Raw genomic sequence first — 13,968 nt, 5'->3', positions numbered from 1 at the left:
AACTGGTGCATCCTTGGAACAGCTCGACGGTATGACCTTGTCCAGTCCGTCCGGTGACGCTCAACAGGCGCTGTTCGCTGCATACTGCGGCGGGCTTCGTCGAGAGCAGGCGTTGCGAGATGCTCTTGATCAGCTTCCGCTGGGCCTGTTTGAAGGTGAGCGTTCCCGCGGTGATGCTCTTCCCCACCGGTACGTGCTGAGCTGGAGCCCGGCCAGTGCTCCGTTACAGGTGTGTCGCTGTGAGTTGCATTTTCAGGAACAGTCCAGGCAACGTTATTCGTTCGAATGCCCGGCGCATCAACTGCTGGACTGGTTGATGCAGGCTTCGGAGGAAGGTCGCAGGGACCTGCCAGACAGCTTCTGGCGGTGGTTATTGCTTGATCGGATTGGGGAGGATCGCTCCCCTTAAATTGAAGGCATCAACCTCAGACCTTCCGGATGGGCTCAACGCTGCTGATCGGATCCTGTGAACCCTTCAGCGGTAAGTCCGCCCTGGTGCTGGGGATCGCAAGACATCTGCGCTCGGAAGGCATTCGGGTCCTTTTCGGCAAACCGCTTGCCACAAGCCTGGACTGGGAGTCCGATCAAGGAGTTCTGCCTTCACCGTTGATCGATGACGATGTCCGTTTTGTTGGAGAGACTCTCGGTCTGCCCCATCAGGACCTCATCCCCTCTCTCCATCTCCTGTCTCCCGAGACTGCACAGCAACGTCTTGCCAAGGGAACCTTGGCAGCCGGGGAGGGTCTCGAGCACCTCAGGACCAGTCTTGAACAGTCAGAGAACAGTGTCACCCTGCTGGAAGCCGCCGGTAATCTCCATGAGGGTCTGCTCTACGGGCTGAGTCTGGTGCAACTGGCCCGCGATCTCGATGCACCGGTAGTGCTCGTTCACCTCTGGGAAGACAGTCGCAGCGTCGATGCGTTGCTGGCCGCCAGTCAACAGCTGGGTGATCGACTGCGTGGAGTGGTGCTGAACGCCGTCACTCCCGATGATGTGGAAAATCTGGAACGTGATGTCGTGCCGTCACTCCTTGCGCTCGGCATCAGGGTGTTCGGTGTGATGCCCCGTTCCCCGCTGCTGCGCAGCGTCACGGTGGGTGAACTCGTGCGTCGGCTCGATGCAAGGGTGATCTGCTGCAGAGAGAAGCTTGACCTGCTGGTCGAGACGCTCAGCATCGGGGCGATGAACGTGAACTCAGCAATGGAGTTCTTCCGCAGGCGCCGCAACATGGCGGTTGTCACAGGAGCCGACCGCACCGATATCCAGCTGGCTGCTCTGGAGGCATCCACTCAATGTCTGATTCTGACGGGCGCGGGAGATCCACTCCCTCAGCTGATCAGTCGAGCGGATGAACTGGAGGTGCCATTGCTCAAGGTCGAGCAGGACACACTCGGCACCGTTGAAGTGATCGAACAGGCGTTCGGTCATGTGCGTCTGCACGAAGCGGTGAAAGCGACTTATGCCTTCCGGCTTGTGGAGGAACACTGCCGGCTTGCAGACCTGCTCAGCGCCGTGGGACTTGAGCACCTCGCGATCAGCTCAAAGTGATGGTCCCGACAGGGTTCACCGCTGCTAGCGTCTGGTAAAGCCCGCAGGTAGTCATTGAGCCGATCTCTTGATCTTCCTGCAATCGACAGGGTTGACACCCTCGCTCAGGAATTGGCCTTGCTCCAGGACAAGGGAGCTCGGAGAATTGCCATTCTCGGCAGCCGCCATGTTCCTGTGGTCGCGATCCATCTGATCGAGCTGATTGCCCGGTCGCTCGCTCAGGAAGGTCACTCTCTGGTGACATCAGGAGCGCAGGGAGTCAATGCAGCCGTGATTCGAGGCGTTCTGGCTGTGGATGCCTCCAAGCTCACGGTCCTTCTGCCGCAGAGTCTCAGTCGCCAAGGGCCTGAGATCCGTGATCAGCTTGAAAGTGTTCTGCATCTGATCGAGAAGCCTGAACATGATGATCTGCCTCTGCCGATGGCCAGCAGTCTCTGCAATCAGGACATCATCAGCCGTTGTGACCAGCTGATCTGTCTGGCTTTCCATGACAGCGAGACACTGCTGTCGAGCTGCCGGAACGCCGAGGACATGGGGAAGGTCGTCAGCCTGCTGTTCTTCGACTGACGCTCAGGGCGTCGGGGGAGTCGGCAGAACCTGAAGTCTGGTGCCCTCCCGGTTGATCACGAGCACATAATCTCCTGCCTGAAGCGGGGTCTCCACATCCAGAGAGCTGGCGGCCCAGCTTTGTCCATGCCAGCGGACCCTGCCTTCTCCCCCAGGTTCAATCGTCACCAGCACCTCTGCGGTGTCCTCCTTCAACCGCCGATGCCCGGGTCTTGGGTTGCGCCTCGCAGACCAGCGGCTCAGCCAGAGTGTTCCCAGCACCGTGATGAGGCTGAAGAGGATGATCTGAATCCAGGCCGGGAGCGGCAGAAGGGCCGTCAGCACGGACAAGGCAAGACCGGCGAAGACAGCGAACATCAGGCCATCGAAACTCGGCTGCACCAGCTCCACGACCAGCAGTGCTCCCGCCACGAGCAACCAGATCAAAGGACTCCAAAGGGGTGGCATGTCTGGTGGGTTGTTCGCCTTACTTTGGGGACTAACGTCTCCGCAGACATCCATTTGTCATGGAAGCGCTGCTGAGCCTGCCTGCACTGATCCTGATCGCACTGCTCGGCAGTGGCAGTGTCAAGGTCACCAGCGGCGGCAGATCGCGACTGGTCGAGCGACTCGGTAAATATGACCGTGAGCTGCAGCCTGGGCTCTCCATTGTGATTCCCGTTGTCGAACGGGTGGTGAGTCACGAGTCCCTCAAGGAACGGGTTCTGGATATTCCCCCTCAGCTCTGCATCACGCGGGACAACGTTTCTATCGAGGTCGACGCTGTCGTGTACTGGCAGTTGCTGGAGCATTCCCAGGCTTACTACGCCGTGGACAATCTGCAGGCGGCGATGGTGAATCTGGTACTGACCCAGATTCGTGCCGAGATGGGCAAGCTTGATCTCGATCAGACCTTCACCACTCGCAGCGAGGTCAACGAGCTTCTACTCAAGGAGCTTGATGAGGCCACTGATCCATGGGGTGTGAAAGTGACCAGAGTTGAAATGCGTGACATCAATCCGTCACCTGGGGTCAAACAGGCCATGGAGGCTCAGATGACCGCCGAGCGGGAAAAGCGCGCCGCGATTCTCCGCTCCGAGGGCGAAAAGGAAGCTCAGTTGAATGAGGCACGTGGCCGTGCGGAGGCTCTCGTTCTCGACGCCCGTGCTCAGAAGGAAGCGATCCTGCTTGAAGCCGAAGCCCAGGCCCAGCAGCAGGGTGTGATGGCTGAAGCGAAGTCTGAAGCGGCCCGGGTCATGGCCAGGGCTCTTTCCGAGAGCCCCGAGGCTGAAGAGGCCGTCCGGCTGATGCTGGCTGAGAACTGGATGGCCATGGGACAGCGCATGGCTGATTCGCCCGCCGGCAGCGTGCTGATGGTGGATCCCCAGTCACCCGCCTCACTGCTGGCTGCTCTGAAGCAATTCCAGCAAGGCAAGGGCTAGGACGCCAGCAGAGCTTTCACTCCCTCGATGTAGAGGATGCCTGTACACAGCAAAGCACCTGCCCAGCACAGTCCTCTCAATGGAGGAACATTGGCCACATAGGCCGGCAGATAAATCAGTCGCAGCACCGGCTGGAGCAGCGCAGCAGGAACGGCAAGGCCCTGAAGCCCTCCGACCTGGAGCGCGGTGATCAGGGCCAGGAGTGCCGCTGGAGCATGCAATGTGAAGGCTTCAAAGCTGTTCTGATGAGCCCAGCTGGCCCGTTTCCCCCAGTCGGGAAGCCGGTCGAACATGGCTCTAGGAGCTTTCATGTCGGCCAGGGTGAAGTCCGCCTGTGAGCGGGCAGCTCCCAGGGGAATCACGCTTGCGATCACCACCGCACCCGAGAACGCAAGCGACAGGGCGAATGGTGCTGCTGGTGTACCTGTCAGCAGGTCATTGATGAACATAATCAATCAAATCGCGGTTGAAACAATACTGATCGACTGTTGTTCGCTGCGATCAATCCCGCTGCATCATCGAGTCTTTTGCAGTTCTCTTCTTCGTCCTGTCCTGAGGCTGTGTCTGACATGGATTTGCTGATTGCAGCGCAGATATTCATCGCCATTGATTGGTCGTTAGATCTCAGGTTGAGAGCAGCTCCATGAGCATTGCTACCCTTCAGCCACCGATATCTGATCAATGGCGTCGTATTCATTTGATGTGGTCTCTGATTTTGATCGTCAGGAGCTGGTGAATACGCTTGATCAGGTGCGGAGGGACGTTTCCCAGCGCTATGACCTCAAGGATTCCGGCACGGAGATTGTCCTTGAAGACTCTGCTGTTGTGATCACAACGGCCAGTGATATGACACTTCAGGCTGTCGAAGATATTCTGCGAGCCAAAGCCACAAAGAGAAATCTGTCCTTGAAGATCTTCGATTTTCAGCCGGCGGAAACAGTGGGTGGTAACCGCGTTCAACAGACGGTGCAGCTGAAGAAGGGACTCAGTCAGGAACTTGCAAAGAAAATGAGCAAAATTGTTCGAGACGAGCTCAAGAAAGTCACCGTGGCAATTCAGGGAGACAGTTTACGAGTGACAGGTAAGAGCAAGGATGATCTCCAGCAAGTGATTCAGTTGTTACGTTCAAAAGAAGATGAACTGGATATCCCTTTGCAGTTTGAGAATTATCGCTGACTCTCAGAGATTCAGATTGATCTGGATTCCACCGGCCCAGATCCCTTGCGACTGTCCTTTCCCGCCTGGATTGATAATCCATTGCATAACAGGTTGGATTTGAAGTTCGTCTGATAAATAGAAGGAGTAATTCAATTCCACCATTCCTTCGTAGTCCAGGCCTGGATTGATGGTTGGACTGAAGCTTGTTCGTCCAAATCCAAATGCAACCACATCTAAGGGTCTGCCTGGAATGATTCCCTGGCTCAACCAGCCACCTCCAACAAAGGATGGATACGGATTATTGCCAGGGTCAAAGCTGACCGTGCCAGCGGCCCAGAGACGATTATCCAGCCCAATTGCAACATCCATTGGCCATGTGAAAGATCCATAAATTCCTCGATTCGTTCCTTCTCCCAAGTCGATTCCGTTGTCAATGAGCAGACGCGTTGATGACAAATAACCCCCGATTTGAACCTCAGGCTGTGGAAGTTGTCTGGCAATATTTTTTTTGGATTTTGGAATGATGATGTCTTCTTTGAGATCAGTTCTTGACAAGAGTGGATTGCTCTTCCATTGAAGGGCTTGAACGCCTCCCTCTACATCAGGAATTCCAGGATCGACGCCAAGGCTTGACGCGATGTTTTTCTGAGGATTCAGGTAGAAATATCCGTACTCCAGGGAGCCGAGAGACTCTGAACTCGCCTGAAGCTTCACACCCGGGGCAACAAAGGGATTGATCGGTACTCCCACAATCAGCAGGTTGAAAGTGTTGTTGAGCACTGAGCTGATGTAGCTGTTCATCGCGGGTGCAGACAGAAAGCCTGGCTCCCCGGGCGAAACCGGACTCAGCGATAACAATCCAAGTTCCGCTTGCCACCAACTTTCCCCCTGGTTTCTGATCATTGAGACTTCAGTGATCCAGGTACCTACAGGGTTCGCCAGGGTTTGCAGGGCGAATTCCGCTCCCAGCTCGCTGTTCAGGTTGGGATCGCCGGCATTGTTTGTCAGCTGCAGGTTGAGCTGCCAGTGGTCCAGTTCGTTCCAGTCCTTCCGGTTCTTTGCGAAACCGCTGCTCATAGAAAGGTCGAGCACCACAGTTTGATACCAGCTCGCCGCTGAAGGATGGGCCCCACCGGTGATACCGGTCATCGGCTCTGAGGTGTAGTCAATGCTGAGGTCAAGCCACTCGGGAAGATCAAGCCACGTGTTGAGTGGTCCACTGCGGCCTGGAGCTCCCAGGAGTGATGAAGAGACCAAAGCAAGCCCTACCAAAAGCCCTCTGAGCTGCCCCCCCAGGCCGGTGGCTTGATGCGGCATGGGGTTCATTTCATGACCTTCCCTGGATCAGGCGACTGCAGCGAAACTTTCGCGGAATGCCTGAATCGTGGCCTCGATGTCTGCGTCCGAGTGAGCCAGTGAGGTGAAACCGGCCTCGAAGGCAGACGGCGCCAGATAAACGCCTCTCTCCAGCATGGCCCGGTGCAGTCTGCCGAAACGATCAGCATCCGTTGCCTTCGCCTCTTCAAAGTTGCGCACAGGCCCCTCACACAGGAAGAAACCGAACATGGCGCTGACACTTCCCGCCGTGATGGACAGACCAGCAGCCGTTGCTGCCTCCTTGATGCCAGCGACCAGTTTTTCAGTGGTTGCGGTGAGTTTGTCGTAGCTGCCAGGCTGTTTCAGGAGCTCAAGAGTCTTGATGCCCGCCGTCATGGCGAGGGGATTTCCGCTCAGAGTGCCGGCCTGGTACATGGGACCGGCAGGAGCCACCATCTCCATGATTTCCCGTCGACCTCCATAGGCCCCCACAGGCAGCCCTCCGCCGATCACCTTGCCCATGGTGGTGAGATCAGGGGTGACACCGAAATGCGCCTGGGCGCCGCCGTAACTGATGCGGAAGCCCGTCATCACTTCGTCGAAGACGAGCAAAGCTCCGTTCTCTTTGGTGAGTTCGCGCAAACCCTCGAGGAACCCAGGCTCAGGCTGGATGAATCCTGCGTTGCCAACGATGGGTTCAAGAATGACACCTGAAATGGCATCGGGGTTCTCAGCAAACAGCTGCTTGACCGCTTCGAGATCGTTGTAGGGCGCGGTGAGCGTGTTCGCGGTGGTGCTGCGTGGAACACCAGGTGAGTCAGGCAGCCCCAGAGTGGCCACACCCGACCCGGCCTTGACCAGGAACATGTCGGCATGGCCGTGGTAGCAACCTTCGAATTTGATGACCTTGTCGCGACCGGTGAAAGCGCGCATCAGTCTCAACACCGCCATGCAGGCTTCGGTGCCGCTGTTCACGAAGCGAACCATCTCCACACTGGGAACGGCGTCGATCACCATCTCCGCCAACGTGTTTTCGAGTGCGCAGGGGGCTCCGAAGCTGGTGCCCTTCTCAATCGTTTCCTGCAGCGCACTGATCACTTCGGGATGGGCATGACCACAGATCGCGGGCCCCCAGCTGCCGATGTAGTCGATGTATTTGTTGTCATCAACGTCCCAGGCGTAGGGGCCCTTGACGCGATCGAAAACGATCGGCTGGCCACCCACAGATTTGAATGCACGCACTGGGGAGCTCACGCCACCAGGCATCAGAGCCTGGGCGGCACTGAACAGCTCCTGGGAGCGACTGGTGTTGAAGCTTGGTGCTGTCACGGGGGCGGATGCCAAGGGGCCGATGCAAACCGTGCCACATCCTGACCCAAGAACGTGCCAAAACGGCCGATCTGTGTACGAAGCAGGGATTCCGGAACTTGTGATACATGTCAGAGCATCGTGTTTCCGGGCCTGATCATTTCGCGCCTGAACAGCGTCTGAGCTTGATCTGAGGCATTTCCAGGCCGCACGCGGTGTTGGCTGCCGCATTCAGGAATGGCTTGTTTAAGACTGTGACGGATCGACCTTGAACGCAACTTCATCGTCGTTTCCGGTCAGAGCAACCGCCTTGGACTGAACCATTTCCGTTTTGATTTTTTGGGCTCAATCAGCGACGAAGCTCCCGTCATCGTCACCGGATTCGTCCTCCAGCTCCCAGGAGAGATCAACGATCACAGGTGCATGGTCGCTGGGTTGTTCGCGGTCGCGCTCGCGTTTGTCGATCTTGCAGCTGAGTGCCAGCTCCTGAAGATCGGAACTCAGATAAATGTGATCAATCCTCCATCCGCTGTCTCGATTCCATGCGCCGCTTCGGTAGTCCCACCAGCTCCAGTGGCCGCTGCCCGATTCGAACAGCCGGAAAGCGTCCTTGAGATCATCCCCGAGCGCTTGAGACAAGGCGTCGCGTTCGGCATCGGAAGCCATGATCCCCCCGCTGAGCCGGTCCGGGTCATGCAGATCTCTGGCCTCCGGTCCGATGTTGAAATCCCCCACAACGCATAGAGGCTCATCCCGTAACTGAGTCGCTCTCAGATACCTCTCGAGGCAGGAAAGCCACTGGAGTTTGTATGCGTACTTCTCGGATTTGAGGCTGGAACCGTTCGGTACATAGAGGTTGATCACCCTGATCCCATCCACCAGCGCACTGATCACTCTTTTCTGTTGGCTCAGCTCTTCGGTCTGCAGATCGGCAGTCAGTTCTCCGGTGAACCCCAGGCGAACGTCTTCCAGTGAATGCCGGCTGACCAGAGCCACGCCGTTGTACGACTTCTGCCCATGGAAGCTGACGTTGTACCCCTTTGCGCGAAAAGACTCCGATGGAAAGAGCGGATCATCGACTTTGGTCTCCTGCAAGGCCAGCAGATCCACATCGCTGTTCTCCAGCCAGCGAAGGACATGATCCAGTCGAGTGCGAATCGAATTGACATTCCAGCTCGCGATCTGCACGGAAGCCCTGCTGCATCTCTTTGGAGACCCTTAGCATCCACCGGTACCGAGGATCTGATCCCATGCAATCGCTCCGCGTGACCTCCGGTCTTGTGATCGCCGTCAGCAGCGCTTTGCTTCCGGTTTCTCCCGCTGCCTATTCCCAGACCACGCTGTCGCAGCCGAGTGGGATTGAGCGCAATGCAGATCGTGACATCTACAACACACTCCCGGGGGAATCCAAAAAGAAGGGTTCCGTGCTCGATGTCACGAATCCGATGGAGCTGATGAGGAACCTGCGTCAGGCCTCATCGATGAACGATGCCACTGACCCTTCCGATGCCATTGACGAGGCGCTCAGGGAGTTGTCGCAGCCTTGAGAGCTCGGCTTGCCGGTTTGTTCCGTGCAGCTTCAAGCGCCCAGCGACGTTCAAGCGTCTTCAGTTCCGCTGCTGACGTCGCGGGATTTCTGTTCAGTTTGATGGCCTTGCGCAGCAAAGCGATGGCAGCATCCCCCTCACCCTGATCCCGTTTGAGAAGGGCGAATGCCAGAAATGGTTCTGGTCGTTGCGAATGGGTTTTGATCAGATCTCGGTAGCGATCCGAAGCGGCTTCCGAGTCACCTGACATGCGGCGCAGATCAGCCATCAGCAGTCCCAGTCCAAGCCGACGTTCAGCGGTTGCGGATTCGAATTGTCCGTTCAGATGTTTGATCAGCTCTTCCTCCCGGTCGGCTTCCAGAGCGAGCAGAGCCGATAAAGTCACCACCTCGAGTCGATCGGGATGCAGGCGCTGCAGAGGTCTCAAGGTGCGAACGGCTGCTTCGCGATCTCCGTTGTCGTGCTGTGCGCGAGCCAGCAGCAGTGACCAGCGCCAGTCGCCGGGGTGGTTCCTGACCTGGCTTCTGAGAATCTCCAGAGTGGATGGCTCGGAAGGGGACGAGTCTTCGCGGATGGTCGCCTGAGGTTCAGTTGCAGGCCAAAAGTTGATCACCATCCAACCCGCAAACACACACAGGCCAGTAACAGCGCTCAGCCTTGCCAGAGTTTCCGTCGTTTGACGCCAGTAGCCCGCCACCGTGCCGTGGGAACGCTCGCCCAGTCTGAGGCTCCTTGTCGAAGCTGGCTAGAGTTCCTGCGGGCCAGTGGATGCCCCTAAAGCTGATGCGCGACCATCCCATTCCCGCGGTCACCGAGCCGCTGCAGTACCGGGCGATCGGCGTCGTGCGCGGAATTTTCCGCCCGGAATCCGAAGAACAAAGCACCCGCGGCCATTTGCTTGATGCCGATGGACAGGAGATTGATGCCGTTGTTCTGGGCCGAATGCTCACGTTGATGCGTCGTCATCTCGACATGGGCAAACCCCACCTCTGGGTGGTTTACCCGCGATGCAGGGAGGCTGGTCAGCTGCATCTTCAGATCGCTGGAATCTGGGAGCCCAGCACCCTTTCAGCTTCCGATCCGGAGACCGATTCCGGTGATCCATCCATCGATGCGTTGCCTGAGGGTGACGATTACTTCTCGATCAGAGGCGAGCTCATCTACACAAAGCCCGAGGCTTCGGAGGTTGTCATCAAGGTGCGTCAGCAGCCGCGTGCTGATGGCTTCCGTCCCTTGCCGTTCAAGTTGCAGCTCAGTGGTGATGTCGAGCTTGCGCACCTGCGCCATTTCGTCAGCCTCGACGTGCGTCGTCAGGGACAGTTGCTTCAAGTCGAGTCCGTTGATGTGATCGCACCGATGCCCACCCGTGGCGGCAAGGGCCGCGGTGGCGCGTCCCGTCGTCCTGCAGAACGCAGTCGACCCGCTCGCAGTTCATGAACCCATCTCCCGTTTCCAGCACCACCGCCGGGCTTGCAGTCGCCGGATGCACAGGACTCGCGGTATTCGGTCCGCTTGTGGGCCTGTCGCCTGCCTGGATCGCTCTGATTGTCGGTGGTGGGCTACTGGGACTCACCCTCGATGCTTCCCAGCTGGAGGGGATGGGAGGGCATCTTCTTGCTGAAGCCCTTCCCGGAGGCAGGACACGCCTGCGTCGGGTGGCGCGCCATGAAGCTGGCCACTGGCTTGTTGCCCGCGAAGAGGAGATGAAGGTGCGGCGCGTTCTGGTTGGAACCCGTCCCTGTCTGGAGGCAGGCCTGCGCAGCAATGGAGCCACCGAATTCGAACTCCCTGATCAGGTCCGCTTACCCCTGGAGGATCTGCGTCGCTGGAGCAGGGTTCTCCAGGCCGGGATGGTGGCTGAGACACTGCTGGAGGGATCCGCTCGTGGCGGGGCTGATGACCGTGCCCTGCTCGGCAGGATCTGGGGTCTTTCAGGCCAGGATGTTGCCACTGCGCAACGGGAGCAGCGTCGTGCCCGCCGTGAGGTGGAGCAGCTTCTCAGAAAACGTCTGGATGATCTCGATGTCATCGCTGAAAGACTGCTGGAGGGTCTCGATCCGGAGGTGAAATGACCTCAGGGATCGATGCCACCTACGTGGTGGACTGTCCAACGGGGCTGGCAGGAGACATGTTGCTGGCGGCTTTCCTTGATCTGGGTGTTCCAACTGAGGTGGTTCATGCCCCTCTGAGGGAGCTTGGTTTCGAAAACGCCTATGTACTGCGAGTCGAGGAAGCGCAAAACGGCGGTTTGCGCGGACTCAGACTCGATGTTGAAGGCCGGGATCAGCAGCCACCGCATCGACGCTGGGGCGAGTTGCGTCGGATCATCGAGGCTGCCGTGCTTCCTCCATCACTGCAGGACAGGGTGTTGTCGGTGTTTTCCGCGCTCGCTGACGCCGAAGCGGCCGTTCACGGCATTCCAGCTGACCACGTGCATTTCCACGAAGTCGGAGCCATGGACAGCCTCGTTGATGTGGTTGGGGTCTGCGCCGCCGTGGAGCATCTCAATCCAAGGTCCTTCTGGTGTGTTCCTCCTCCCGCAGGACGAGGTGCGGTGGCCACGGCTCACGGACTGCTGCCGGTCCCCGCCCCAGCGGTGCTTGAGCTGGCGCGACGTCATTCTGTTGAACTTCGCTGGGGCGGGGACTGGCCGGAAGCTGAGCTGACAACCCCGACGGGGCTGGCTTTGATGGCTGTGCTTGCAGACGGGTTCGGATGGCCTGAACAGCTGGCTCCCGACGCGGTGGGAACCGGCCTCGGCCATCGTCAGCTTGACCGCCCCAATCTGCTCCGCCTCATCCGCCAGCGTCCACAGGGCCCTGATGCATCCAATCAGCCTCGTTGGCAGGACCTGATCGTTCAGGAGGCCTGGATTGATGATGTTTCAGCTGAAGCCATGGCGTGGTTGATACAGCAGCTGCGCGATGCGGGTGCTCTCGATGTGGCCTGTTCCTCGCTGCAGATGAAGAAGGGTCGTCCAGGAACCGCCTTGACGGCTCTTGTACTGCCTGAGCGAGCGGCGGACCTGCGCCGGATCTGGTGGAAGGACAGTCCAACCCTGGGACTGCGCGAGCGGCGTCAGGGGCGCTGGGTGCTGCCGCGGCGTCGAGGATCGCTCTCCACTCCGTGGGGTGAGCTTGCTGCAAAGCAGACTTTGAAGCCGGATGGAACCAGGACTGTGAAGCCCGAGAGGGATGCTCTCCATGAACTCGCACACCGAGCAGGCCTTTCTCCTGAGATGCTCTGGCAGAAGCTTTCTCAGGAAGCACTTCAGTTCGATTCCCAGCAGGAGTGGACATGTTGAAGCGTTTCCGGTCCCTGCTCTCGGCAAAGCTTCCCGCAGGCGTGAGGTTTCCCGGCGGCGTGAAGCTGTGGATCACCCTGCTCACGCTGGGATTTGTCGTCTGGGCGCTGGCCGGCCACGCAGCGGGACTGCGATCCCTTTCAATCACAGCTCAAGGCTGGTGGTGGCTTGTGCTTGCTCTCGGCCTCAGTTGGCTGAGCCTGCTTGTCAATGCAGGCGCCTGGCAGGTGCTGGTGAGCTGGCTGGGACATGGCACGGGCTCAACACCTCTGGTGCCTCTGTACCTCAGCAGCAATCTGCTCAAGTACCTGCCAGGCGGCGTGTGGCATTTCATCCAACGTGTGCGGGTCCTGGGCCCTTCCATCGGCACGGGGCCCGCACTGGTCTCCGTTTTGATGGAGCCCATGTTGATGGTGGTGGCGGCCCTGCTCTGGGTGCCCTTCGGTGGCTGGCAGAGCGGTCTGGCTTTGCTGACTCCGCTGCCTGCTCTGCTGTTACTGCCTCGCTGGAGAGAGCCCTTGCTCAGCCGGCTGGAACGCAGCCGTTTAAGGCAACTCAACCGGTCAGATCCCGATCTTGCCTCCTTGCCTCCGCTGGAACAGCTGGGAAGCGGCCGCAAGGACTACCCCTTGCTTCCTCTCCTGGCCGAGCTGGTGTTCATCACTTCCCGCTTCTCGGGGTTCTGGTGCTGCATTCAGGTGTTCGGTCTGACACCAGTGCTTCCGATCGGCAGCTGGATGGCAGCCTTCGCTCTGGCCTGGGCCACAGGGCTTGTTGTTCCTGCTGCGCCCGGTGGACTGGGTGTCTTTGAAGCGGTGCTGCTGCTGCGCCTGGGTTCATCCGTTCCGGAGCCAGCACTTCTGGCTGTGGCACTCAGTTATCGACTCGTGGTGACTCTCGCTGATCTGATGGCCGCGACAGGTGTCAAAGCGGACCGCATGATCGCTGTTCGTTTGCATCAGCTGAGCGATTCGCCGCAGTCTTCGTCGGGTTCTTCCAGTTGAACGGTGCAGTGTTCGATGCCCTTTCGTTGCATGGCCTGTCTCACCTCGCTCAGGAGCTGCGGATCCTGTTGGCTCACTTCTTTGGGCCTTTGGAGATGAACTGTGAGGGCTACGCGCGTTCCGCCGATGGACCAGATGTGCAGGTGATGGACTCCCTGAACGCCAGGCATGGTTTGCAGAGCCTCCAGAACGGCTGCGGGATCAATGCGATGGGGAGTTTCGTCCATCAGCTCGGCCAGACCATCACGCAGCAGCATGATTCCGAGCCATCCCACGCTCAGGCCGACTCCAAGCCCTGTGAGTGGATCCAGCCACGTCCAGCCGGTGATGCCGGACACAAGCGCACTCACCAGCACCGCCGCAGAAACGGCTGCATCTCCGAGCAGGTGAAGAGCGGCTGCTCGGCGGTTGAGATCACCATGATGATCTGATCCGAACAGCTGGGCGGAGAGCAGGTTCACGACAAGGCCAGCGCCTGCGGCGATGGCAACCGGCCATGCCACCACCAGCTCCGGTTGTCGGAATCGTTGCAGCGACTCCACGCAGACGACGGCGGAAGCCATCAGGATCAGAACGGCGTTGGCGACGGCTGCCAGCTGGGTGGAGCGTCCAAAGCCGTAACTGAACCGCCCCTTGGCAGGTCTTTGGCTCAGGCTCTCCGCTCCCCAGCCCATCAGGAGTCCCGCCACATCACCGACGTTGTGGAGGGCATCGCCGATCAATGCGATCGATCCGAAGGCAATCCCCACAGCGATCTGCAAACCGCTCAGAGAGGCATTGAGCAGAACCGTCCA

At 58.8% G+C, this 13,968-nt stretch carries 18 protein-coding genes; 11 read left to right on the top strand and 7 right to left on the bottom strand.

The features are described from left to right. Positions 1-13: 13 nt before the first annotated feature. From ebsA to SIB73_RS08275, 3 genes are read left to right on the top strand one after another with little or no spacing between them, the layout of a single operon-like run. Complete coding sequence (gene ebsA / locus SIB73_RS08285; RefSeq protein ID WP_413406029.1) at positions 14-409, top strand: type IV pilus biogenesis protein EbsA; 396 nt, start codon at positions 14-16, stop codon at positions 407-409. A 29-nt stretch (positions 410-438) separates the two neighbouring features. Further along, positions 439-1,548, top strand: a complete 1,110-nt coding sequence (locus SIB73_RS08280) for a phosphotransacetylase family protein (RefSeq protein ID WP_413406031.1) — start codon at positions 439-441, stop codon at positions 1,546-1,548. A gap of 54 nt (positions 1,549-1,602) precedes the next feature. Further along, entirely contained in the window at positions 1,603-2,115 is a 513-nt protein-coding gene (locus SIB73_RS08275) for a DNA recombination-mediator protein A (RefSeq protein WP_413406033.1), read from the top strand. A 3-nt stretch (positions 2,116-2,118) separates the two neighbouring features. Here SIB73_RS08275 and SIB73_RS08270 read toward each other — a convergent pair whose 3' ends face one another. Beyond that, a complete protein-coding gene (locus SIB73_RS08270) occupies positions 2,119-2,562 on the bottom strand; it encodes an NfeD family protein (RefSeq protein WP_413406035.1) in 444 nt (147 codons plus the stop codon). Positions 2,563-2,621: 59 nt separating this feature from the next. Between SIB73_RS08270 and SIB73_RS08265 the strand changes: the two genes are divergently transcribed. Next, positions 2,622-3,536 (top strand): SPFH domain-containing protein, encoded by a 915-nt coding sequence (locus SIB73_RS08265; protein WP_413406037.1) that lies wholly within the window; start codon positions 2,622-2,624, stop codon positions 3,534-3,536. Here the strand turns inward: SIB73_RS08265 and SIB73_RS08260 are convergent. Next, entirely contained in the window at positions 3,533-3,985 is a 453-nt protein-coding gene (locus SIB73_RS08260; RefSeq protein ID WP_413406039.1) for an MAPEG family protein, read from the bottom strand. The genes SIB73_RS08265 and SIB73_RS08260 overlap by 4 nt on opposite strands. 39 nt (positions 3,986-4,024) lie before the next feature. Here SIB73_RS08260 and SIB73_RS08255 point away from each other — a divergent pair, with 39 nt between their 5' ends. Together SIB73_RS08255 and SIB73_RS08250 are read left to right on the top strand one after the other, a co-directional pair. Next, entirely contained in the window at positions 4,025-4,183 is a 159-nt protein-coding gene (locus tag SIB73_RS08255) for a hypothetical protein (RefSeq protein ID WP_413439570.1), read from the top strand. Between the two features lie 34 nt (positions 4,184-4,217). After that, positions 4,218-4,712 (top strand): YajQ family cyclic di-GMP-binding protein, encoded by a 495-nt coding sequence (locus SIB73_RS08250; protein ID WP_413406041.1) that lies wholly within the window; start codon positions 4,218-4,220, stop codon positions 4,710-4,712. Positions 4,713-4,715: 3 nt separating this feature from the next. On the opposite strand, the gene SIB73_RS08245 is transcribed toward SIB73_RS08250, so the two are convergent. The 3 genes from SIB73_RS08245 to xth all read right to left on the bottom strand — a co-directional run bounded on the left by SIB73_RS08245 (position 4,716) and on the right by xth (position 8,507). Continuing rightward, positions 4,716-6,011, bottom strand: coding sequence for a carbohydrate porin (locus tag SIB73_RS08245; RefSeq protein WP_413406043.1), 1,296 nt, complete (start codon positions 6,009-6,011; stop codon positions 4,716-4,718). Between the two features lie 27 nt (positions 6,012-6,038). Then, positions 6,039-7,340 carry a glutamate-1-semialdehyde 2,1-aminomutase gene (gene hemL, locus SIB73_RS08240; protein ID WP_413406327.1) on the bottom strand — a complete coding sequence of 434 codons (1,302 nt, stop codon included), beginning with the start codon at positions 7,338-7,340 and terminating at the stop codon, positions 6,039-6,041. A 324-nt stretch (positions 7,341-7,664) separates the two neighbouring features. Continuing rightward, the gene (xth, locus tag SIB73_RS08235; protein ID WP_413406045.1) at positions 7,665-8,507 is read right to left on the bottom strand and encodes an exodeoxyribonuclease III; all 843 of its coding nucleotides are present in this window, start codon (positions 8,505-8,507) and stop codon (positions 7,665-7,667) included. Between the two features lie 62 nt (positions 8,508-8,569). Between xth and SIB73_RS08230 the strand changes: the two genes are divergently transcribed. Next, positions 8,570-8,866, top strand: coding sequence for a hypothetical protein (locus SIB73_RS08230; RefSeq protein ID WP_413406047.1), 297 nt, complete (start codon positions 8,570-8,572; stop codon positions 8,864-8,866). On the opposite strand, the gene SIB73_RS08225 is transcribed toward SIB73_RS08230, so the two are convergent. After that, positions 8,844-9,482, bottom strand: a complete 639-nt coding sequence (locus tag SIB73_RS08225; RefSeq protein WP_413439569.1) for a tetratricopeptide repeat protein — start codon at positions 9,480-9,482, stop codon at positions 8,844-8,846. The two genes, SIB73_RS08230 and SIB73_RS08225, sit on opposite strands and share 23 nt — an antisense overlap. A gap of 167 nt (positions 9,483-9,649) precedes the next feature. Here SIB73_RS08225 and SIB73_RS08220 point away from each other — a divergent pair, with 167 nt between their 5' ends. The 4 genes from SIB73_RS08220 to SIB73_RS08205 are packed head-to-tail and all read left to right on the top strand — an operon-like array spanning position 9,650 to position 13,174. Further along, on the top strand, positions 9,650-10,303 hold the full coding sequence (locus SIB73_RS08220) for a hypothetical protein (RefSeq protein WP_413406329.1): 654 nt from the start codon (positions 9,650-9,652) through the stop codon (positions 10,301-10,303). Next, positions 10,300-10,938, top strand: a complete 639-nt coding sequence (locus tag SIB73_RS08215) for a hypothetical protein (protein ID WP_413406050.1) — start codon at positions 10,300-10,302, stop codon at positions 10,936-10,938. The genes SIB73_RS08220 and SIB73_RS08215 overlap by 4 nt, the downstream gene beginning before the upstream one ends. Next, entirely contained in the window at positions 10,935-12,170 is a 1,236-nt protein-coding gene (larC, locus tag SIB73_RS08210; protein ID WP_413406053.1) for a nickel pincer cofactor biosynthesis protein LarC, read from the top strand. Before SIB73_RS08215 ends, larC begins: the two co-directional genes overlap by 4 nt. Then, positions 12,164-13,174 (top strand): lysylphosphatidylglycerol synthase domain-containing protein, encoded by a 1,011-nt coding sequence (locus tag SIB73_RS08205; protein WP_413406055.1) that lies wholly within the window; start codon positions 12,164-12,166, stop codon positions 13,172-13,174. The genes larC and SIB73_RS08205 overlap by 7 nt, the downstream gene beginning before the upstream one ends. On the opposite strand, the gene SIB73_RS08200 is transcribed toward SIB73_RS08205, so the two are convergent. Further along, on the bottom strand, positions 13,129-13,959 hold the full coding sequence (locus SIB73_RS08200) for a cation diffusion facilitator family transporter (protein WP_413439789.1): 831 nt from the start codon (positions 13,957-13,959) through the stop codon (positions 13,129-13,131). The genes SIB73_RS08205 and SIB73_RS08200 overlap by 46 nt on opposite strands. Positions 13,960-13,968 lie beyond the last annotated feature (9 nt).

The sequence above is a fragment of the Synechococcus sp. MIT S9509 genome, assembly GCF_047303035.1.
Taxonomy (GTDB): domain Bacteria; phylum Cyanobacteriota; class Cyanobacteriia; order PCC-6307; family Cyanobiaceae; genus Synechococcus_C.
This window is presented reverse-complemented; position numbering and strand designations above follow the sequence as displayed.